The organism is Wolbachia endosymbiont of Encarsia formosa (assembly GCF_039540065.1).
Lineage (GTDB): Bacteria > Pseudomonadota > Alphaproteobacteria > Rickettsiales > Anaplasmataceae > Wolbachia.
This window is the reverse complement of sequence record NZ_CP154278.1, coordinates 762835-782845: the sequence shown is the minus strand read 5'-3', so window position 1 is coordinate 782845 and position 20011 is coordinate 762835. Positions and strand designations below refer to the sequence as shown.

At 32.4% G+C, this 20011-nt stretch carries 21 protein-coding genes and 3 pseudogenes; 10 read left to right on the top strand and 14 right to left on the bottom strand.

Annotated features, from left to right (window positions below):
* Position 1 precedes the first annotated feature (1 nt).
* The 4 genes and pseudogenes from rplU to pheS form a co-directional block, all read right to left on the bottom strand.
* Positions 2-304 carry a 50S ribosomal protein L21 gene (gene rplU / locus AAE962_RS04165; RefSeq protein WP_015588327.1) on the bottom strand — a complete coding sequence of 101 codons (303 nt, stop codon included), beginning with the start codon at positions 302-304 and terminating at the stop codon, positions 2-4.
* 208 nt (positions 305-512) lie between these two features.
* Positions 513-949 (bottom strand): annotated as a pseudogene (locus AAE962_RS04160) (hypothetical protein).
* Positions 950-1093: 144 nt separating this feature from the next.
* Positions 1094-2329: an NTP transferase domain-containing protein gene (locus AAE962_RS04155; RefSeq protein ID WP_343288694.1), complete on the bottom strand. Its 1236-nt coding sequence runs from the start codon at positions 2327-2329 to the stop codon at positions 1094-1096.
* On the bottom strand, positions 2330-3373 hold the full coding sequence (gene pheS, locus AAE962_RS04150; protein WP_343288693.1) for a phenylalanine--tRNA ligase subunit alpha: 1044 nt from the start codon (positions 3371-3373) through the stop codon (positions 2330-2332).
* 743 nt (positions 3374-4116) lie between these two features.
* Between pheS and AAE962_RS04145 the strand changes: the two genes are divergently transcribed.
* Positions 4117-5220 carry a hypothetical protein gene (locus AAE962_RS04145; protein ID WP_343288692.1) on the top strand — a complete coding sequence of 368 codons (1104 nt, stop codon included), beginning with the start codon at positions 4117-4119 and terminating at the stop codon, positions 5218-5220.
* On the opposite strand, the gene AAE962_RS04140 is transcribed toward AAE962_RS04145, so the two are convergent.
* The 4 genes from AAE962_RS04140 to AAE962_RS04125 all read right to left on the bottom strand — a co-directional run bounded on the left by AAE962_RS04140 (position 5146) and on the right by AAE962_RS04125 (position 6604).
* On the bottom strand, positions 5146-5397 hold the full coding sequence (locus AAE962_RS04140; RefSeq protein WP_343288679.1) for an IS4 family transposase: 252 nt from the start codon (positions 5395-5397) through the stop codon (positions 5146-5148). The two genes, AAE962_RS04145 and AAE962_RS04140, sit on opposite strands and share 75 nt — an antisense overlap.
* 105 nt (positions 5398-5502) lie before the next feature.
* Positions 5503-5766: a hypothetical protein gene (locus AAE962_RS04135; RefSeq protein ID WP_343288678.1), complete on the bottom strand. Its 264-nt coding sequence runs from the start codon at positions 5764-5766 to the stop codon at positions 5503-5505.
* A 54-nt stretch (positions 5767-5820) separates the two neighbouring features.
* Positions 5821-6174 (bottom strand): hypothetical protein, encoded by a 354-nt coding sequence (locus tag AAE962_RS04130; protein ID WP_343288677.1) that lies wholly within the window; start codon positions 6172-6174, stop codon positions 5821-5823.
* The gene (locus tag AAE962_RS04125) at positions 6128-6604 is read right to left on the bottom strand and encodes a transposase DNA-binding-containing protein (RefSeq protein WP_343288676.1); all 477 of its coding nucleotides are present in this window, start codon (positions 6602-6604) and stop codon (positions 6128-6130) included. The genes AAE962_RS04130 and AAE962_RS04125 overlap by 47 nt, the downstream gene beginning before the upstream one ends.
* A 235-nt stretch (positions 6605-6839) precedes the next feature.
* Here AAE962_RS04125 and AAE962_RS04120 point away from each other — a divergent pair, with 235 nt between their 5' ends.
* Complete coding sequence (locus tag AAE962_RS04120) at positions 6840-7340, top strand: hypothetical protein (RefSeq protein ID WP_343288691.1); 501 nt, start codon at positions 6840-6842, stop codon at positions 7338-7340.
* A 39-nt stretch (positions 7341-7379) separates the two neighbouring features.
* Positions 7380-7799, top strand: coding sequence for a hypothetical protein (locus tag AAE962_RS04115; RefSeq protein WP_343288690.1), 420 nt, complete (start codon positions 7380-7382; stop codon positions 7797-7799).
* Between the two features lie 418 nt (positions 7800-8217).
* Here AAE962_RS04115 and ubiH read toward each other — a convergent pair whose 3' ends face one another.
* Positions 8218-9366 carry a 2-octaprenyl-6-methoxyphenyl hydroxylase gene (gene ubiH, locus AAE962_RS04110; protein ID WP_343288689.1) on the bottom strand — a complete coding sequence of 383 codons (1149 nt, stop codon included), beginning with the start codon at positions 9364-9366 and terminating at the stop codon, positions 8218-8220.
* Positions 9367-9528: 162 nt separating this feature from the next.
* On the opposite strand from ubiH, the gene AAE962_RS04105 reads away from it, so the two are divergent.
* The gene (locus AAE962_RS04105) at positions 9529-9792 is read left to right on the top strand and encodes a hypothetical protein (protein ID WP_343288688.1); all 264 of its coding nucleotides are present in this window, start codon (positions 9529-9531) and stop codon (positions 9790-9792) included.
* Positions 9793-9798: 6 nt separating this feature from the next.
* The gene (locus tag AAE962_RS04100; protein WP_343288687.1) at positions 9799-10191 is read left to right on the top strand and encodes a hypothetical protein; all 393 of its coding nucleotides are present in this window, start codon (positions 9799-9801) and stop codon (positions 10189-10191) included.
* 191 nt (positions 10192-10382) lie between these two features.
* Here AAE962_RS04100 and AAE962_RS04095 read toward each other — a convergent pair whose 3' ends face one another.
* Positions 10383-11051, bottom strand: coding sequence for a septal ring lytic transglycosylase RlpA family protein (locus AAE962_RS04095; protein ID WP_343288686.1), 669 nt, complete (start codon positions 11049-11051; stop codon positions 10383-10385).
* A gap of 26 nt (positions 11052-11077) precedes the next feature.
* On the opposite strand from AAE962_RS04095, the pseudogene AAE962_RS04090 reads away from it, so the two are divergent.
* Positions 11078-11906, top strand: a pseudogene (locus AAE962_RS04090) (Mur ligase domain-containing protein); the annotation flags it as partial.
* Between the two features lie 439 nt (positions 11907-12345).
* Here the strand turns inward: AAE962_RS04090 and AAE962_RS04085 are convergent.
* Complete coding sequence (locus AAE962_RS04085; RefSeq protein WP_343288684.1) at positions 12346-13506, bottom strand: MFS transporter; 1161 nt, start codon at positions 13504-13506, stop codon at positions 12346-12348.
* A gap of 64 nt (positions 13507-13570) precedes the next feature.
* Here AAE962_RS04085 and AAE962_RS04080 point away from each other — a divergent pair, with 64 nt between their 5' ends.
* Together AAE962_RS04080 and AAE962_RS04075 are read left to right on the top strand one after the other, a co-directional pair.
* Positions 13571-14068, top strand: coding sequence for a GNAT family N-acetyltransferase (locus AAE962_RS04080; RefSeq protein WP_343289578.1), 498 nt, complete (start codon positions 13571-13573; stop codon positions 14066-14068).
* Positions 14069-14288: 220 nt separating this feature from the next.
* The gene (locus AAE962_RS04075) at positions 14289-15218 is read left to right on the top strand and encodes an AEC family transporter (RefSeq protein ID WP_343288683.1); all 930 of its coding nucleotides are present in this window, start codon (positions 14289-14291) and stop codon (positions 15216-15218) included.
* 129 nt (positions 15219-15347) lie between these two features.
* Here AAE962_RS04075 and AAE962_RS04070 read toward each other — a convergent pair whose 3' ends face one another.
* Together AAE962_RS04070 and prfA are read right to left on the bottom strand one after the other, a co-directional pair.
* Complete coding sequence (locus AAE962_RS04070; protein ID WP_343288682.1) at positions 15348-15830, bottom strand: hypothetical protein; 483 nt, start codon at positions 15828-15830, stop codon at positions 15348-15350.
* Between the two features lie 181 nt (positions 15831-16011).
* The gene (gene prfA, locus AAE962_RS04065; RefSeq protein WP_343288681.1) at positions 16012-17103 is read right to left on the bottom strand and encodes a peptide chain release factor 1; all 1092 of its coding nucleotides are present in this window, start codon (positions 17101-17103) and stop codon (positions 16012-16014) included.
* Between the two features lie 110 nt (positions 17104-17213).
* Here prfA and yihA point away from each other — a divergent pair, with 110 nt between their 5' ends.
* Positions 17214-17810: a ribosome biogenesis GTP-binding protein YihA/YsxC gene (gene yihA, locus AAE962_RS04060; RefSeq protein ID WP_410543841.1), complete on the top strand. Its 597-nt coding sequence runs from the start codon at positions 17214-17216 to the stop codon at positions 17808-17810.
* On the top strand, positions 17785-18723 hold the full coding sequence (argB, locus tag AAE962_RS04055; RefSeq protein WP_264336965.1) for an acetylglutamate kinase: 939 nt from the start codon (positions 17785-17787) through the stop codon (positions 18721-18723). The genes yihA and argB overlap by 26 nt, the downstream gene beginning before the upstream one ends.
* Here argB and AAE962_RS04050 read toward each other — a convergent pair.
* A pseudogene (locus AAE962_RS04050) lies at positions 18720-19933 on the bottom strand (IS4 family transposase). The gene argB and the pseudogene AAE962_RS04050 sit on opposite strands and share 4 nt — an antisense overlap.
* Positions 19934-20011: the final 78 nt, after the last annotated feature.

Here is a 20011-nt window from a genome sequence, read left to right as displayed (position 1 = left end):
CTTACTTTTGAAGACTAATTTCATTGATACGAAGAACAGTAATATACTGCCTATGACCATTTTTCCTACGGTAATTTTTTCTTCTCTTTTTCTTAAAGATTATAATTTTTTTATCTCTACACTGCTCCAGTACTTCAGCTTTAACAACAGCATTAGATGAACAAGATAATCCATTACTTGAAACACAAATCACTTTATTGATTTCCACTTCCTCTTTTTCTTCAGCTTGTAATCTTTCTACTTTAATTATGCTGCCTTTTTTTACTAAATACTGCTTTCCACCAGTTTCGATTACTGCAAACATGACAAATATCAATTATTGTTATTAATACTAATCGTAAATGATGTTACACATACTGTCAATATAAATAAAAACATGAAATACTTCTACCTTTACCTGCTTTTCCTTGGATAGTAGTCAAGTTCAAAAACTTGACTACTCTTAAATTCTCTTAGTCTCATGGAAACTTTACGACGTTAATAAGCTTTCACTAAAAACATTCAATCAGAGCTTACAAATTAAAACTCATTCCAAGTTCAAACCCATGAGAAAACTCACTGAACTTGTGAAGTTTATAGCCAGCGAAAACATTCGTTCTCTCAGAAAGTGGAAGACTAATACCAGAACCTATCTGGTAGGAAAAAACTTTTCTACGTCTGGCTGTTGACCTTGCTGTGCTGGTGGAGATACTTTAGCTCCACCTCCTACACCAAAAGTAACATAAGGAGTAATATCCGTACTTTCAAATTGATGATGATAATGAAGCTTTGCCATAAGCCCTATAACTCCTCCAAATTCTTCATCAAGAGTAGGTTTGATTACAGAATTAATAATAGGTTTGATTACATAGCCAACTGAAATTTTAGTGCTATTTGTATAGTGAAAACCAACATCATAGTTAATACCAAGCCGGCTATATGATAAAGAAGTATAGATTCTATCTTTAATCCAATCAACTCCAAAAGACGGTACTTACAGGAAACAACAGACCACCAAAATCAGCAACTTTTTCATTTTTAACATGTATATTGATATACATGTATACTAATGCATATATTAAAAATAACATAATTCGCGTAATAAAAATTAGAGTTATTTTATTTTCTTAGTTATTTGCCTTTCTCTTGCAATTGCAAGACTTTTCTCTGGCACATCCTCTACTATAACGCTACCTGCTGCAACTAGAGAGTCATCATGAACATTAAGCGGTGCAATTAATGAACTATTGGCACCAATAAAACAATTGCTTCCAATATTTGTTTTATGTTTCTTTTTCCCATCATAATTACAAATAACGGTACCTGCACCTATGTTACTCCCCTGCCCTACCTGAGTATTTCCTATATAACTTAAGTGCTTTATCTTAGTATTTATACCTATATCACTTGCTTTTGTTTCAACAAAATTACCTATGATTGCACCATCACCTATTGTTGTATTTTCACATTTGGCAAATGGACCAACCCTAGCACCAGATCCTATTTTTACTCCAGGACCAAAAAAAACGTATGGGTAAACAATCGAATCCATACCAACTTGCGTATCAAGAGAGAAGAAAACAGTTTCTGGAGCAACAAGCGTTACTCCAGAGTTAGTGAAAAACTTTCTTTTTTCTTCTTGAAAGTAAAACTCGGCCGTTGCAAGGTCATTCCTATTGTTTATGCCAGTTGCCTCCTCCTCATCAGCAATAACATAGCCGACATTTAAATTACTCTTTACTACAATGGCAACGATATCGGTCAAGTAATATTCATGAGCTTGGTTATTACACTCTATTTTCTCCACCAATTCACGTAGATTCTTTTCACGTGCAACCATTATTCCGGCATTAGCAAGAAATTCCTCATCATTATTTCTACCATTTTGTGCTTCTACGATTTCTCTTAGGGAGCCGTTCTCAATAATTAGTCTACCGTATCCTTTATTATTAGTTTTAAACCCAAGACAAACTAAAGCATTGCTCTCTCCTAAGCAGCTTATCATTTTAGTTATTGTGCTGCTTTTTATTAGTGGAGTATCCCCATACTGCACAACAACTATATCTGACAATTCTTTCAGGTTTCTCATTGCAATTTTGACTGCATCCCCTGTACCGAGCGTTGACTCTTGTGTAATTAGTTTTATACCCTCAAAGCATTTCAGCCTTTGAGTTAAAGGCAAATCGACTACAATAACTATTTTTTCAGGATTCAGCTGCTTTGCATTGTAAATGACATGCTCAAGCATGGAGAAATTACCTATTTTGTGCAGAACCTTAGGCAAGCTTGAATTCATTCGCTTACCATGCCCAGCAGCAAGTACAACAAATGTATAAGATTTATTTGTCACTTATCTTAAAGACGAAAAATGAAAACCATAATGGTTGATCCAACTAACTCTATTGTCGTAAAAGCTCCTTATATCACTAATTTGATATTTCAGCATTGCTAGCCTTTCTATACCAATCCCAAATGCAAAGCCACTGTATTTAGTATGGTCTATTCCAACATTTTTAAAGACATTTGGATGCACCATACCACATCCAAGTACTTCAATCCATTTACTACCTTTATAACTTATGTCCACTTCTGCAGAAGGCTCAGTAAAAGGAAAAAAACTATTACGAAAGCGTATTTTTAGACCTTTATCTCCGAAAAATTTACTAAGGAAGCGATGAATAGTAAATTTTAATTGGCCCATATTGACATTTTCATTAACATAAAGCCCTTCTATCTGATGAAACATAGGAGTGTGAGTTGCATCAAAGTCATTTCTGTATACCCTGCCTGCAGCCACTATTTTAATTGGAAAAGTTTTTGTCTTTTCCATAGTTCTAATCTGCACAGATGAGGTATGAGTGCGCAGCACCATTCTTTTATCGTTTATTTTATTCTTTAAGTAGAAGGTATCTTGCTCCTCTCGCGCAGGATGATGACTTGGAGTATTGAGCGCATCAAACACGTGAAATTCATCTTCAATATCAGAACCATCAACTGCTTTGAAGCCCATATGTGCAAAAATGAGCTTTACTTCACTTATAACTTTGCTCAGTGGATGAATCTTGCCAATTCTTTCTGGTCTGACAGGCAGTGTGATATCAACTGCTTCATTTTGCAGTTTTAACTTAACTTCTTTATCTTTTAGTTCATTTTCTTTGCTTGTTATAAGCTGGTCTATCTTATTGCGTAAAACATTAATCACTGCACCTAGGTCGCGTTTTTCTCCTGCATCATCTATATTCTTTAAGTCATCGAAATAAGCTTTTACTACACCCTTCCTCCCCAAGTATGACAACCTAACTTTTTCTAAATCTTGCAAAGAAGCAGCACTTTCAATCTCAGAAACTGCCTTATCTTCAAGTAAAGGTATTTCACTTATTAGCTCTTTGTTCACCTTAAAAACGCTAGCTTAAACTTTCATTATAGTGAAATCTTTAATATCATCAATAAAACTATTCGCATAAAAAGTTGTCATCAGAGTAGCTGATCTCTATGATGGTATCATTAAAATTGCCCCTATCCGAGTGTTTCCTTCTTCCGTCATTCCAGTGCTCCTACAATGGAATCCAGCCTTTACTTAACAATAAAAACTTAGCATAACTTTCGTGCTCAAAAAATTCCTGAATTCCAGCATCAAGTGCTGGAATGACATCTCTATAGGACTCCTAACTAATCCAGAATATTAAGAAATTCACCAAGCAAAAAAAAAGGCAAAAGAATCTCCCAGTAGTGAGTTTTATAATGTAAATTGGCATTGTAATAATGTTCTAACGCTTATTTTAAGCGGATTTTGGCTGAATGTAGAAAAAATAAAAAAAGCCGCTATAATTTTATGTAATCCGCCAATATATACCTGAGTTTTTTACTGAATTTTGTTGTTAAATCTGCAGAGATTAAAAACAAGGATAAATACTCTTATTATCATAATAAGGAGACTGATGAGGTTTGTAAAGTAACTTCTTCTGCTTTTATTGAATCCAACACGCTGCTGTTATGCAAGAGTGCTTTTACTATTAACTTATTGACTAATTATATTTTTTTATTAATATTATATTAATAAATTAAAAAATTAGAAACATGCACAGTAATGATACCACAACTCCGTGGGAGCAAACAAAAAATTCATTTAAGTCTTTTATGGATAAGGCTAAAAAAAACACAAGTAGAGTAATTCCTACCTTTAAAGCTCGTGTAGAGGATTTACCTGAGTCCTTAGCGGGTTTAAAAACAAATGTAAACAAAGCAGTTTCTGGCGTTAGAACTAATGCAGAAAGCTTATCAAAACTTCTCAAAGATAAGTTTCAAGATACAGGAAAAATCCCCGTCAACGTTAAAACTAAGAGAAAATATGAGGTAGAAGATTTACCTAAATTTTTCAAAGATAAATCTAAAGAGATAGGCAAAGTATTTTCCGATGAAGTAGTAGAAATCAGCACTATTCGCTCAAAAAATGTTACAAGCGATACACAAGAATTTTCATTTAAGATCAAGCTGCTAACAGAGGTAAACCCTAATACAATATTACCTCAAATAAAACATTTTATTGACTTTTTTAAAATCTGCCTTTCTCAGGAGAAAAACTTCACAGCCAATATAAAAGTAGCAAAAGAAAGCGAAGAACTATACAACAACTACCATAAAGCTAATAAAACTGTAGAAGAATTCATAAGTAATGCTTCAATTCAAATCCTTCTGCAGAGCATAACAATAACGCTACAAACAGACGTTAAAAACATCAACCTCGGTAGCTTGCAACAAATCGAGGCACTCTTAAATGATAAGCTAAAACATGTAGAAAAAGCTAAAAGCGAGGAGCAAAGTCAAGATACGTTACAAGCAGAAGAAACTGAAAATAAAAACGAAAATGTGGTTGAAAAAGGGAACACGCAAGGCAACCAAATTGTGCAAGGTTCGTTTGGCTACAATATAGTAAGTAACAGAAAGCAAATTACACGCGCACCAGTAATTGTTGCTGCAATGCATGAAAATATTTCCTGGTTTAGGTCTCTTTTTCAGCCATTCAATTTTTTTAATACGGCACAATTCTTTTTCCCACAACTGCACAAATTTTCTATACAGAGTAACAATATGCCACCTGGTGTTATTCCAGCACTTGACCAAAAAGAAAAAGAACCAGTGTTAGACACTCGGATAACAGACTCACTTTTACCCACAATTTTGAGAGGTCATGATGTGAAGCATAACTATGCTCTCCTTAAGATTTTCATAGCCCCGCCATAGAGTCATAGCCCCTGGTAAATTATCACTTTTTCTATTCATAAATCCACCTAATTTTCCTAACCAAATAATAGCTTGTTTTATTTTTGGAGGTTCTTCTGGCAATGTAGCTACTTTATGCTCACGTATGAAAAGGGCCTTCCACTCTTCATTGCTTAAAATTTTAGTACAGGTTTCCATGGGATTTGATAAAGCGACTTTTGTTAAATATAAAATTTTAAATGCAATAATGCTCTTTATAGCAATTAATTTCTGTAGCCTTTCCTTTCTAGTTAAACGAGAGCTTTATATTTTACATCCTGATTTTAAAACCCTGAAATACTCCTCAATTTTCCATCTTAGCTTATACCAATTTATCCTTTCTATAGCATCTAAAGTGCTATTAACTGGTACATTAGTCAGCAAAGTCCAATCAATAGCTTCCAATCCTTCAGGAGGATTTGTTTCTTTTGCACTTACCACATATACAGGGATTTTATCACTTATTTTATGCACTGTGTCTTTTGATCCATAAATTGAAGAAGATCTGATAGGTATATAGCCTTTCATATACTTAACTTCAATATTAGCTTTCCTTGATCTTTGGTTTCTATCTTTATTAACTTATAGAGAAATTTTCTTCTTTACTGGCAGTTGAGTGATGCGTGTTTGCAAATCTGTTTTTCCAATTTCAGTACAGATAAATCTTCTATTAGTTCGATTACGGATTACATAAAAACTACCTAATGTCTCAGTGATCCATAAAAATTTGAAGATATCTGCCTCTCTATCACCAAGGGTAACAAGTTGTACATTTGCAGGAAGGTTGTTTATGCTTTCTTTGAGAGCTGTTATCCACTTATAACTTTCTTTTTCTTCTATGGAGGTACGGTATTTCCTGTTTGCTTTTTCTTGTGCCTTTTCTTTTTCCCTAATAGAACGTGCCCAACATTGTTGAGAAGATAGACCTAAAGGCAATCCTTCCTTTGCTGACTATTAAGGCACTGTGCAACAGTAAACCCATTTTATTCTTCGTATAAGCTTTAGAAATACTACCTAGCCTCTTGGTTTTTATATGAGAGTCAAAATCCAAATAACTTGTATCTTGAACTGAAAAAACAAACTGATTTCCTTTCATTCTCTCCATAGTTTCTTTGTAATGGGAAGAATAAATTTCCTTATCCTTAAGCTTTTCATTGCTAAATAATCTGTATGCACCCTTAGCTTCTTTCCATCCACTACAGCTTTGATTAATTGATCCAGACGCCTTACCCTCTATACAATATCCTGTTTTAATAAGTCTCTTATTAAGTCTTGTATTTCCTAAATTAACGTGTTTTAACTCTCTTTCCAGCCATTTATCCCCTAAGCCATCAGTATATTGCACATTTGTACTTACTTCACTCATTTTAATCCCAAATTTATTTGGTATCCATTTTACTCACTTTTTTATTTGTGGGTAAAAGTGAGACTTTAATCTTAATGGTTGAATTTCATTCTTAGCTTATCATAATATCTCTAATTTCGCCAATAATTTAACTATTTCTATTTCAGTTACCATTTCGTATGTGAATTTTGTAGCATTAATGTATTGTTAGCATTGTAATGCCAATATAGATGTAGGTTATACTTTTGGTAACAATATGCCTACTTTTAAAGAATGCTTAAAAGGTATAGTAAGTGATAAAAAACTGGAAAATGCTATTACTTTTTTTCAAGGACCCTTGATTGACTTTGTTAATAAGCATAAGAGTCATTATTTTAAACTTCACGTTCTAGAAGGAAAACCTAGGGAATTTTATAATTTTGACCCATTATATTGGATTATACCTAATTGGATAAAAAGTAATTATTCATTAAGTAGCTTGTATTTACGTATGTTTGTGGAAGTGTTATCAGACTTTAGTATGTCAAAAGAAAAGGGATATATAAGAGGACTATGTGAGATATTGTGTGACTGGGTGATAAAAAATGATTATTTGCGGAATAGCGTGGCTTTTAGCAAAGTTTTTGTTAATCAACAAAAAAAACTTACAAATGATGAGAAAAAAAAGTTATTAGATATGATTTCTTCTGATGCATCATTTTTTCGACGAGAGAGATGGTATAGAGAAAGGTTATTTTATGAGCGTCATGGTTGCTAACCTAATGATTATGTTTCATGTGAAGACCATAAATGTATTATGGTTCAAGATAGAACGACAGGAAAATATAAAATAAACAGCGCAATACTTAGCAAAAATATAGATAAAGTAAAACCTGGATACTATGCAACTCTATATTTTACTCGTCTAAATGGTAGTGGACATGCAATGTTAGTAAGGCGAAATAGTGACATTAAAGAAAGCTTTTCACTTTTTGACCCTAATTGTATAGCACTTTTTGATATTACAAAGGAAGAAGTATATAACTCTGCTGCAGAAATTTTAGAACTACTTTATTTTGATGTTAACTTTGAGGATTTAGGCATGATCGAAAGGAGAAAAGGTATTTCTGAAAGTTTAGCTACGAAAAACAAATCAGTTGCAAAATTTACTGAGAAAGAAGTTCGGGAATTATTGGAAGATTCAAATATTTCTATGCTTACATATAGGAAACTATAAGGTTAATTTAGAATCCCTCGTTTCATGTAAAGAAAATTCAAAATCAATATAATAATAAATTAAAAAGTTGTATTGTTAAAATTGATTGACTGATAAAAAGAAATAGGATCTTTGATATTGCCAAAAGTTTTACTTTTAATAACATCCAAAATAAACAAAATCATACTCAAATTGTCTACAATCAGGTATATATGGTTGTTTTCGTGAGTAATCGCTAGCAGCTGTAATGATGGCAAATATCTCTATAAGGTACAAAATATCACAAAAAATAAGAAGCTGGAGGTTAAAATAAAAGTATACCCTAAAAGATTTAGTAGAGAAAAAAGGCATAAAGTATCACATTGGGATGAAGTTATGGAATTTGGGCTACAGTATCAGCTACTTAAATGACACCTGATTATAAAAGAAATCTAATGATTTACATAAATCCCATAGCGTGGCAAATGAAGCGTTTTTTAAGAAAATCTGAATTTTCAACTACCATTAAACCAAATGCTCTAGCGCAGAATATTCTATTGGAAAATATCCTATTTAATCCATCAGTTGCAAGTGCCATAGTAAAATTATCAAAGTATCTATCACGTGAAATTTTCTTCAATAGATAGTTACTACCAACATCAATGCCAGAGGATTTTGCAGCAGTTATTTGTCTAATAACACTCTCTAAATCTCTCATTCCAAGGTTAAGTCCTTGACCTGCAACCGGGTGGATTGAATGTGCTGCATCTCCAATCAGCAAAATTCTCCTTTTATGCAGCTTTCTTGCAAAAGAAAAACTCAAAGGATAGAATCTTCTTTCACCCTCTAATTCAATTTCTCCCAAATAAGAACCAAATCTTTTTTTGAGTTCTATAACAAATTCCTCTTCGGATAAGCTCATCAGCATTTTTGAAATTTCGCATTTTTCTGTCCAAACTATTGAAGAAGTATAGCCACCTTTCATTGGCAAAATTGCAAATGGACCACCAGGAAAAAACCGCTCTACAGCTAAGTTTTGGTGATGTAATTCATGCTTTACATTAAATACCATGCTATTTTGTTTATAATCAAATTTTATCATTGGTATAGAAAATAACTCTGGCAACTTAGAGTTTTTACCTTCAGCGCAGATAAATAGCGATGATATCAATCTTTGATCATTATCAAGAGTAACTTCCACGTATCCTTCGTCACAAGCGATTGTTTTATAGGAACGTGGAGAATATATATTGAGTTTATGCAAAAAATTATTATTGATTGCATTCCATATAATAGCACTCTTGATTACATAACCCATTGGCTCTTCACCAACCATTTTATGGTCATAATGAACAGTAAATGGGCTATCTCCATCTAATATGCATATATCAAGTATTGGTTCAGCTTCATCTTCTAAGAACTGCCAAATTGCTAATTTTTTTAGTATTTTTTTTGACCCTTGAGAAATGGCAAATGCTCGATTATCATCAACTGCACGTGGTAAACTATTTTTCTCAATTACGCCTACAGATACAGAGTCATTACTCAGGCCAATAGCAGTAATAAGACCAATTAGCCCACCACCTGAAATGATTACATCGTAATTCATTTTATTTACCTAAAATTACATTTTATTCGTTTTGAAAATAGTTTAAACAAACTTTGTAGATGCTGGACTTCTTATCACTACCTTAGTATACCTCAGATTAGTAATAAAGTATTAATTATTTTATGCTAAAATAGGTTTTAATTTTATTAAAGGAAACAGCTTATGACTACAGATTGTAAAGAAGAAATGAGAAACTGTATCTCTAAATATAGAGAAGAACTTGCAGAAAATAAAGCAGCAATTAAACAAACTTTAACTAGCGATAAAATCAATATAAGTGATCACTTTTATCAGGGTGATAAAATCTGTAACAAAGAACTGTTTAATATAGGAGGCGAGTGCCAAGATACAAAATATGGTATTCGACAAGAATATACGTATGATGAGTGGAAGGAAAAAATTGAAAAACCTCATGCTAAAGATTAGCTAAAGATGTTACAAAACGAAGTAAAAGGTAAAATATCAAAGAGTTTTGAAAAGTATGAAAAGTATCACGAAGACGCTGTTAATACCATAAAAGGAAAATTAGATATAGAAGAATTTGATTTGAAATCAATAGATTCAAAATTAAAGGCAATACTCGAAGAAAGGCGTCTATCAGAAAATGATGATGAAGATTTGGCATATCTTAATACCATAAAAGGCCTGTATGAAAATGGAGACATGCACTCTCAATTAAAGTGCAGTGATCTTAATTGCTTCAATAGAACAATGGATGATAATCTATCCCAAAAACAATCTGAGTTAGCTACTATAGAGAATAACTTTTTGGATAATATGCAAAATATTTTTCAACATATTCAAGTTGAAAATAGTATTTTATAGAGAAATAAGATTATGCTATTTTTTACAGCTATAGCTGAGGTAGCTGTCACTACCTGAAATGTAACAAATAAAATACCAATCTTAAATATTACTATATTTCACGATAGTTTCTTAACTAGACGTACATGCTTTTGGAACATTCTCATTTGTCAAATAGTTTCTGTCATGCTACACAATCTGTAATGCAGGTTTTAACTTACTTTTACGCAATATTGATCATTCTTGAAAAGCAATCTAACATTTTCTATTCCTTGATTACGAAGCTTTGATGCAGCTGATTTAGCTACCTGAGCGTTTACAAAAAATGCTACATATCCCTTACTTTCTGCATTGTTTTGTTTTGGGTGACGTTTCTGCATTTCTTTTTCATATTGCCTTTTGTAATGAGGAGTATTTTGTATCAATTGTTCTGAACTCTTTCTCAAGTACTCGACTTTTACCTTCGCAAGCCCAGACTTATGAAGTCCTAAAACTTGTGCTGCTTTTTCTGACAAGTCTATTATTCTACCTTCAACAAATGGCCCTCTATCATTAACTCTTATAACAAGCTTTCTTCCATTTTCTAAATTAGTAACACGAACAAAGCAGGGTAGGGGCAAGGTCTTATGTGCTGCAGAAATCAAGTGACGATTAAACACTTCACCGTTAGCTGTAATTGTGCCATGATCTTCTATTCCATACCACGATGCTATTCCTACTTCCTCATAACAGCTACAGTATTTTGGGTGGTAGGTGATACCATTTATTGTATAGCTATTACCAATTTTATAATGACCTGCGGTGTGATTACACCTATTGCTAAAACTACAACTACTCATCAAAACGAATATTAGACATAGAAAGGCTAGTTTTTTTATCATTGTACTTATTGAAATGGTTCGATACCATGAGGATTTTAAATTATACTATAATAAATTTAGTAATAAGTAAACGTCTACTGCCAAATATGCACAGCACTAAAAAAGAAGTAATACATATAATCGGTATAGGTGGAATTGGAATGAGCGCAATTGCTGAAATTCTTCATAATTCCAGTTATAAAGTTCAAGGCAGTGATACGCGATCAAACGACAATATAGATAGGTTACAAAAATTAGGTATAGAGGTCTATATTGGTCACGATGCAAGTAGTATTAGACAAGCTAAAATAGTTGTACATTCTTCCGCAATAAAACCTGATAATGTGGAGCTAGTTGCAGCAAGAAATAACAATAAAACCGTTTTGCATAGGTCAGACATGCTGGTTAAAATTATGAAAGGTAAATATGTGATAGCAGTTTCAGGTTCAAGTGGCAAGACGACGACGACAGCTATGATTGCTTCCATTTTTGATCATTCTGGTGCTGACGCCACTGTAATTGTTGGAGGAATATTAAATTCCTATCAGAGTAATGCAAAACTTGGCAAAAGTGACATTTTCTTAATTGAGGCTGATGAGTCTGATGGAACTATGTTAAAAATTCCTGCAGATATTGCTGTTGTAACAAGTATTAATGACGACCATATAGACCATTACGGTACATTTAACGACATCAAAAATGCGTTTTCTAGATTTGTAAACAACGCGAATTTTGCTATTTTACCTGATTCTGCAGACATCAATCATGATGCGAGTAATTCTATAAAGTTTTGGTTTGGAAATGGTAAAATTAGAGCTAGCAACATCAAACAACACAATAATAGCATAGAATTTGACGTGCTGATTAGTATAAACGAAAGTAATCTTATTCCATTGTCCACTACTCGAGTAGTTGAGAGGGGTGGAATAAAAGCAGCCCTTTCTTCATCACCTCAATGCTTGAAACTGGATTCTCGTTTCAATGTTAAACAAGATACTATAGAATTTAAGAGGACAATCCCTAGAAAATCTCTACATTCAAAAAAAGTAAATCGTACTAATGCTATTTGAACAAGCTAGCGTAAAAGTAAGCTAAATTTTTTAAGGTACAAAAATAGCAAGAAACAGTTGTTTGAAAAAAATTGGAATTTGATTGGATTGCTGAAAATTGGCTCTCAAACTTTAGGCGCATGAGCAAGATAATACTCTTTAACTAATATAGATTAGTGATTTGGAAGAGATACATCTAGAGCAGCCGGCAAAGTTACAATACATATTACCGCAATAACTAGAAATGAGAAGGATCTATATGGTGATTATAGATTTTTCCAGATCTTGAAAACAATAAATAGACAGTAAATTAGAACTACTGCAAAAAAAACAAGAATAGCTACACTGGTTGCTTGACCATCGTAAACGTAGCTTGTTAAGCCGATAAAAATAGCCATGATAGAAGCTCTAATAAATGAAATTGCAGAAGAAGTTGTGCCTTTCATTTCAGGGAAAATATTTAATGATGCATTGAAAATGACTGCTTGACAAATTCCACAGCCAATACAAAAAATAACCATAGACAGCGTTACTAAGTAGTAAGCACTGGGCATGATTATACTGAATATTAAAAGTGATAGGGATCCAATAGAAATTACGCCTGTACCGGAAATTACACACCAAATTGCTCCAAGTTTCTTTAAGATCTTACTGGAAAACAGGCTAATTAGTGAGAAAGACCCAACCATTGCACCTTGATGTAGCGCATAAATAGTGCTGGATAAACCAAAAGTTTCCATATACAAAAAAGGGCCACAAGTAATGAATGACATATAAGCCGCAGAAAAAAGGCTCTGTGCCAAAGACAACACCATAAATTTTGAACTTGATAATAATTTTTTATAGTCTTTCATCATTTTTTTTAGACTAAAAATATCACGGTCCTTTTTTGTTTCTGGTAACAAAAAAAGCAGCAAAACCCAAGAGATGAAACAAAGTATTGCAACACTTGCATAGTTGCCACGCCACCCAACAATTTTGTTGATGAAACTGCCTAATACTGGTGCAATTGCTATGAGAACTGTGATAATAGAATTCATGATTCCAATAAATTTTACTGCTTCGTTGCCTTTATAGCTGTCTGCAATAATTGCAAACACAACTACAGACGTGCTAACACCAATTCCTTGAATAAAGCGAGAGATTAAAAGCCAAGAAACTGACAGCGCAAAAACACAGCCAACAGCACCGATGAGTAGCAAAGTGTTGCCTATGATCATCATACTTATTCTGCCATAGCATTCAGACAATGGACCAAAAAATAACCCTCCTATGCAAACGACTAAAAAATTATAAGCAATAGTTAATTGAATTGTGCCTTCTGATACGTTAAAATAGCGCACCATATCAGGAAAACTAGGTACGGAAATGTCAATCTCAATGAACTTGGCAATTAGAGACAGGATTAACAGAAATGGTAGTAACATTTGAGATTTTTCATTAATGAATAAAAATATCACATTTAAAGCGTTGAAAGAAGAACATTTTTGACTGTTATTAAAATGGTTAGAAACACCTCACGTAAAGCTATGGTGGGATGCAGATATAAATTGGACACCAGAGTTAATTGAGAAAAAATATAGTACCTACATTAAGGGGTTCAAACGTTTGAAGTTTGAGACACAAATTATTGAAAAACCGATGTATGCATTCATTATTAATTGTGACGCAGTTGATATTGGTTATATTCAATACTATAATAGGCAAGATTTTCCACCTGAACAAGGCTACGATACTTCAGAGCTTCCAGAAAGTTGTGCTGCTATAGACTGGTATATCGGAGAGCTGAATTATGTAGGTAAAGGAGTTGGTTCACAAGCTTTGAATATATTTTTAAACAAATTTGTCTTTAAAGTTTATGAGAATGCCTTTGTCGACCCAGGTATAGCAAATGTTTGTGCAATCCGTGTTTACGAAAAAGTTGGCTTTAAAAAAATTATGGAAAGTAATAGTGCGATTTTAATGATTAAGGCAAGAATTTCTGATTAAATTATTACAAGTGGTTTATAAAAACATACAAGAGGCTTTATAAAAACTTAACATAATTTTATCATAAAAATATCATTATTAAGTCCTATATAAGAACAAATTTTGGCACTCAGTGAATCTAACTATGAACTTGATTAATTGGAAAATAAATTTTATTTACTTTTACAATACCTTAAAATCTAATATCACTTTATCAGCAAAGATATCACAATAGGCTAGTATGTTCTTTACTCTTTTCCTCAAAATATTACCTATTTACATTACAATACTTATTGGTTATTTAGCAGGAAAATACCTTAAAATTGATAGAAACACTATATCGCAAATACTCTTTTATATAGCTAATCCAATAGTGATTTTATACGGAGTATCTCATACAGAAGTTAATTTAAAAGTAATTTCTCTGCCGATTTTGATATGGTTTATAGGTAGTACTATGTCCTTATTAGTGTATTATCTTTCTTCTTTTTTATTTAAGGACAACACGAGAAACATATTAGCGTTTAGCTCGGGCAGCACAAGCATGGGTTATTTTGGTCTACCGATTGCCATGGCTTTATTTGATGAAGATTCAGTGTCTGTGTATGTTGTCTGTTACATAGGAATGGCACTATTTGAAAATAGCTTGGGATTTTATATAGCTGCAAATGGTATCTATACTGCAAAAGAATGCATATTAAAGTTACTCAAACTTCCTTCATTATATGCGATGATTCTAGGTTTCTTTTTAAGTATATATGATATACAAATACCCACTTTTTTAACAGATGTTATGATAAATATTAGAAGTACATTTATCACATTAGGAATGGTGCTGCTTGGAGTAAGTATTGCACAAATTACAAATTTTAAAGTAGATTGGAAGCTTGCTTTGACCACTATTGTAGCAAAGTACATATTCTGGCCGTTATTTGTTTTGGGAATTGTCTTACTAGACAAGCATGTTACAGGTATATATGATGAAAGCATCTATAAAGCACTGATTTTACTTGCTATTATTCCGATTTCTGGATCCAGTATAATACTTGCTAATATTTTAAATTATCAACCAGATAAAGCTACTTTATTGCTCCTAATTAGTACTGCAGTGGGACTATTTTATGTTCCACTTATAATATCATTATTTTTTACTAAACTTGTCTCTTTTTGAGAGAAAATTATTGATGGAATTTTCGCAATAGCAGTAAGACTGCCTACATCTTTTAACAGGTCCATGGTTGAATTTGGGTGTTCTATAAGCAGCAACAAATAAATGTAACTTGCCTTTTTCTATATGATACTATTCACCGAATAGGTATTGGCTTGACATTTCTATATCTTTGTTATCATTAGTAATACTAAAGGGAAAACTAAACTTAATAAGATTTGGAAACATATTACTTTTCCATGATTCACGTAATGCTGTTATGCCTTCATTGCAGACATTGTCATAAAGTAAATTAAATTCTTTAATATTTGAAAAACTACCATCCCTTAGTGCATTCATTAATATTATTCCACCTTCAACATCAATATCATTAGAAATTAAATCAAGTTTAACAAGATTTGGAAAGTTACCATTCTTTAACAATTTAGTGATTGCTATCGAACCTTCTGCGCCAATAATGCTAGAAGTTAATTTACACTCAGTAATATTTGGAAGATTAATACTTTCTAATGCTTCATTTAAAACTTCTCCACACTGAGCATCAATATAGCAATTAGATAAAGTCAAGCTTGTAATATTTTGCTTTTTCTGTAAAAAGTTTACTAGCTTTTCCATATATATATAGATTATTTAACCCTAAGGTGTTACTATTAACATATTGATTAAAGTCAACTTCCATGGTTTTTATAAGTTATAGAGATTCTAATTATAGTATAATTTAAATAATTGTCAACCGTATGAACAACTAACTTTACTTCTTTTTAACCTGATACCTATGCTTTACTTCAAATTCCCTTCAAAGAGTGACGTTACCCCCTCCAGCCAACCTTTCTGCTTCATTTCGTGAAATCAATGCCTCAATAAATTCATCTAGTTCACCTTCTTTTATAATCTGTTCTAATCGATGTGAAGTCAGATTAATTCTATGGTCTGTAATTCTTGATTGTGGAAAGTTATAAGTTCTTATACGCTCAGAGCGATCTCCAGAACCAATTTGACTTTTTCTCATTGTTGATCTTTCCATTTCTTTTTTTTGTCTTTCAATTTCATATAACCTAGCTCTCAATACCTTAAGTGCTTTAGCTTTATTTTTGTGCTGCGATTTTTCATCCTGTTGTATAACAACTATCCCTGTTGGCAAGTGAGTAACCCTTACTGCACTATCGGTTGTGTTCACTGATTGCCCGCCAGGGCCACTAGACCTGTAAACATCTATTCGCAAGTCTTTTTCTTCTATTTTAAAGTCAACCTCCTCAACTTCAGGTAATATTGCAACAGTGGCTGCTGAGGTATGCAACCTTCCTGAGGATTCAGTTTCTGGCACTCTTTGTACTCTGTGCACTCCTGACTCAAATTTTAACCTTGCAAAAACTTCTGTTCCATTAATGATTGCAGAAGCTTCTTTATAACCACCTATACCTGTGTTAGAAATGTTTATTGGTTCAAATTTCCAATTTCTTCTTTCTGCATATTTTTGATACATGCGAAATAGTATCGCTGCAAACAATGCTGCTTCTTCTCCTCCTGTGCCTGCTCTAATTTCTAATATTGCATTTCTTGAGTCATCTTCATCTTTTGGCAATAGCGCTAACTTTAGCTTGGCTTTTACTTTTGGTAATAGTATCTTTTGCTTCTCAAGAAGTTCTTCTTTTGCTAACTCTTTTATATCACTCTCGCTGTTCTCATCTTTCATGATTTCTTCTAAATCTGAAATTTCCTCTTTTAATACATTATATTCATCGATTATCTCGATAATTGGTCTGAGTTCAGAGTATTCCTTTGAAAAACTAACGAATTCTTTTTGACTCAAATTGGTAGGGTTTTCCAGATTTCTCTCTACATCAGAAAACTTTTTTTTTAAGTCTTGTAAATTATTCTCTATATCCATATAGTATAGCTCTAGTTTTTAGCTGTTTAAGTAAGTAATATATACTGAAATAAAAAATTTCTTATATCAAGCAATAACACTATAATTGTCTCGAATATTTCTACCTAAGTATAATGGCAAAACAGATAACATCAATCTGCAGCTTCATATTTGGAGCTTCAGACAAAAAATCATTACCAGATGAGTCGGCTCCAGAGATTGCGTTTGCTGGTAGATCAAACGTAGGAAAATCGAGTTTGATCAACTTGCTGATAAACAGCAAAAAAGCTGCAAGAGTTTCTTCTAAACCTGGATGCACTAGACAAATAAATTTTTACTCTATGTACAATGATAAGTTTAGGATTGTCGACCTACCGGGTTATGGCTATTCTTGCGCAAGCAAAGAAGAAGCAGTACAGTACTTAAACCTAATTGAGTATTATCTAATTCACAGGAGAAATCTAAAAAGAGTGTTTGTGCTTATAGATAGCAAGGTAGGATTAAAAGAAATAGACAAAGACTTTGTTTATTGGTTAATATGTAATAATATTAACTTTAATATTGTGCTAACAAAAATAGATAAAGTGAATCAGGAAAGTCTAGATACTATTCTAGAAAACACTCAAAAGTGGGTTAATAATGAACATGTATCAATTCATCAAATAAGCATTCGTGTTAAGCATAAAATAACCAAGGTAAGAGATGAGTTTTTCAAATTTACAAGATAAAAAAATGAAAAGTGATGAATCTTTAAATGGTAAGATGCCATTGAAGGAAAAAGCAGAAATATTATTTGAAGTGCTGTCTAGCATACCTAAATTTGTAGGCGAAACTTTTATCATCAAGTGCAGCAGTGTAGTAATCTCAGATGAAACGCTGCTTAGTGCTTTTGCGCATAATGTTGTCCTGTTGAAACAGCTTGGTATAAATCTGGTGATAGTTCATGATGGAGAATATGAAATTGACTCAGTATTAAAAATGCTAGGTATGGAAGATAAGTTTATAAATGGCGTCAGACTTACAGACAAAAGCACTATGAAAATCATTGAAATGGCACTGTGTGGTTCAATTAATAAAAAAATTGTTCAGCATATAAATTCTGCTGGTGGTTCAGCTATTGGATTATGTGGAAAAGATGGAAACCTCATAAAAGCTGAAAAGATAAGCACTACGCTTAGGGAAAATAGATTAAATAATATTGAAAAAATACTAGACATGGGATTTATCGGTAGACCAACTGAAATCAATCCTGATATATTATTCTTTATTGAAGAATCAGATTCTATACCAGTTATTGCACCTATCGGTTATGGAAAAAATGGAGAAACATACCATATTGATACTGATAGCACTGCAAGTGCAATTGCACTTGCAGTTTACGCATCTAAAATGATAATCTTGAGTGATACAGATGAAGAAATAAACAAATTTGGCAATAGAAGAGTCTTGATTAAAAATTTAAAAGAATCGATTGATTGTGGAAAAATTAAAGGAGAAAAATTTGTTGAAAGGCTTATGTCATATACTAAAATGGTAGAAGAATGTGCAGGGGTTGTTCACATAGTTGATGGTAGAGTACCTAACATTATACTTGATTTATTTACTGAGAATAATTCAGGTATATCAATAATCGATGATTAATAGCTATACTGCTTATAATCATATGAACGTTGAAAATTTAGGGAAGTTAAAGTAGATACTCTAGTTTTTCTGTACTTGTCTTTTAATGAAAATCATGAACAAGTTATTGCAATCTTTTTAAGAAAAATTTTCAAACTATTAACTCTATTCTTTAGTGCTAAAAATAACTCTCTAATCCGCCTTTTTAGCTCAATAAATGCCTTTGTTAAACTGAGTTCTGTATTCTTTTTTAATTTTGTACAACTCATGAAATATGAGAATTGCACATAATTTAGCATATAATTCACACAATACTCTGTGTGGCTTCCCTTTTAAGTCTTATGTAGCTCTTGTATAGTTTAAAAAACAACTAAATTTGCCACCTTACTCTGTAATACTTGCTCAGCACTAATTTTATCCTCTGGAATATTAGTTTTGACCAGTTCAACAATTTCTGATTACTTTTGGAAGATCATGTGATTTTGCCAATTTATTAGCTTTTCTTCTTCTGGCTAGAGACTGCTCTTCAGTTAATTTATGATATATCATTCTTACTCTAATCTTTGCTTCTTTTCCCAACAACACCTTCATTTCTAAAAATAGCTTGTCTCCTAAACATTCCAATAATTCCATTTTTTGATTTGTTTCTATAGCATATACATTGGTATCAACGACTTATAAAATAAGCTCCCGTTCCATTGATTTGTTTAAAAGAACTTGAACCAAGGTCAGATATTAGCAACTTCTCCCTATAACCTTCTTACTCCCTCCGTTATGTTAAGTTGATCCAATGTCTGATTTAGGTAATCAAAAACTAATTTTAACTTTATTCCACACTTAGTGTTACTCTCATAACCTTTGTCCATAACCTTTATATAGATTTTCCATGCTGTTAGGCAAAGCTACTATCCAATGCTTTTAAATTGCTGCAAGATTCTACAATCAATTTGCAGGGTATTTTAAATAAAGCCATTGTACATTCTTTTCATAAATTCTACTGCTTCTTTAGTAAACCTGAAATCTAAACCCTGTTTCGTTATTATCACAGATTCTTCATTTAATAATTGGCACATTGTATCTATGATTCAGTTTGTAACCCCTATATTACCCAAAATTATAGCTTTTATGAATCATCAATTACTCAATTTTCTTTTCCTTTTCTGTTTCAATTATTTGCCATTTCATTGAAAAATTTGTTGAGGTAATTTGATAAGCAATTTATTTTATTCATCATTAGTTCTCTCACTAAAATATATCCGAGAGAATTTTATATCTTCTTATCCTATCTTCTTCATACCTTTATTTCCTT

Bases quoted from the DNA above. Each gene is read 5' to 3' on its own strand.
- ubiH (WP_343288689.1), bottom strand. From the start codon at position 9,366: ATGAATTACGATGTAATCATTTCAGGTGGTGGGCTAATTGGTCTTATT.
- AAE962_RS04070 (WP_343288682.1), bottom strand. From the start codon at position 15,830: ATGGAAAAGCTAGTAAACTTTTTACAGAAAAAGCAAAATATTACAAGC.
- AAE962_RS04100 (WP_343288687.1), top strand. From the start codon at position 9,799: ATGTTACAAAACGAAGTAAAAGGTAAAATATCAAAGAGTTTTGAAAAG.
- AAE962_RS04125 (WP_343288676.1), bottom strand. From the start codon at position 6,604: ATGAGTGAAGTAAGTACAAATGTGCAATATACTGATGGCTTAGGGGAT.
- AAE962_RS04075 (WP_343288683.1), top strand. From the start codon at position 14,289: ATGTTCTTTACTCTTTTCCTCAAAATATTACCTATTTACATTACAATA.
- AAE962_RS04085 (WP_343288684.1), bottom strand. From the start codon at position 13,506: ATGTTACTACCATTTCTGTTAATCCTGTCTCTAATTGCCAAGTTCATT.
- AAE962_RS04120 (WP_343288691.1), top strand. From the start codon at position 6,840: ATGCCTACTTTTAAAGAATGCTTAAAAGGTATAGTAAGTGATAAAAAA.
- AAE962_RS04095 (WP_343288686.1), bottom strand. From the start codon at position 11,051: ATGATAAAAAAACTAGCCTTTCTATGTCTAATATTCGTTTTGATGAGT.
- AAE962_RS04145 (WP_343288692.1), top strand. From the start codon at position 4,117: ATGGATAAGGCTAAAAAAAACACAAGTAGAGTAATTCCTACCTTTAAA.
- AAE962_RS04115 (WP_343288690.1), top strand. From the start codon at position 7,380: ATGGTTCAAGATAGAACGACAGGAAAATATAAAATAAACAGCGCAATA.
- argB (WP_264336965.1), top strand. From the start codon at position 17,785: ATGAGTTTTTCAAATTTACAAGATAAAAAAATGAAAAGTGATGAATCT.
- AAE962_RS04105 (WP_343288688.1), top strand. From the start codon at position 9,529: ATGACTACAGATTGTAAAGAAGAAATGAGAAACTGTATCTCTAAATAT.
- AAE962_RS04140 (WP_343288679.1), bottom strand. From the start codon at position 5,397: ATGGAAACCTGTACTAAAATTTTAAGCAATGAAGAGTGGAAGGCCCTT.
- prfA (WP_343288681.1), bottom strand. From the start codon at position 17,103: ATGGATATAGAGAATAATTTACAAGACTTAAAAAAAAAGTTTTCTGAT.
- AAE962_RS04135 (WP_343288678.1), bottom strand. From the start codon at position 5,766: ATGAAAGGCTATATACCTATCAGATCTTCTTCAATTTATGGATCAAAA.
- rplU (WP_015588327.1), bottom strand. From the start codon at position 304: ATGTTTGCAGTAATCGAAACTGGTGGAAAGCAGTATTTAGTAAAAAAA.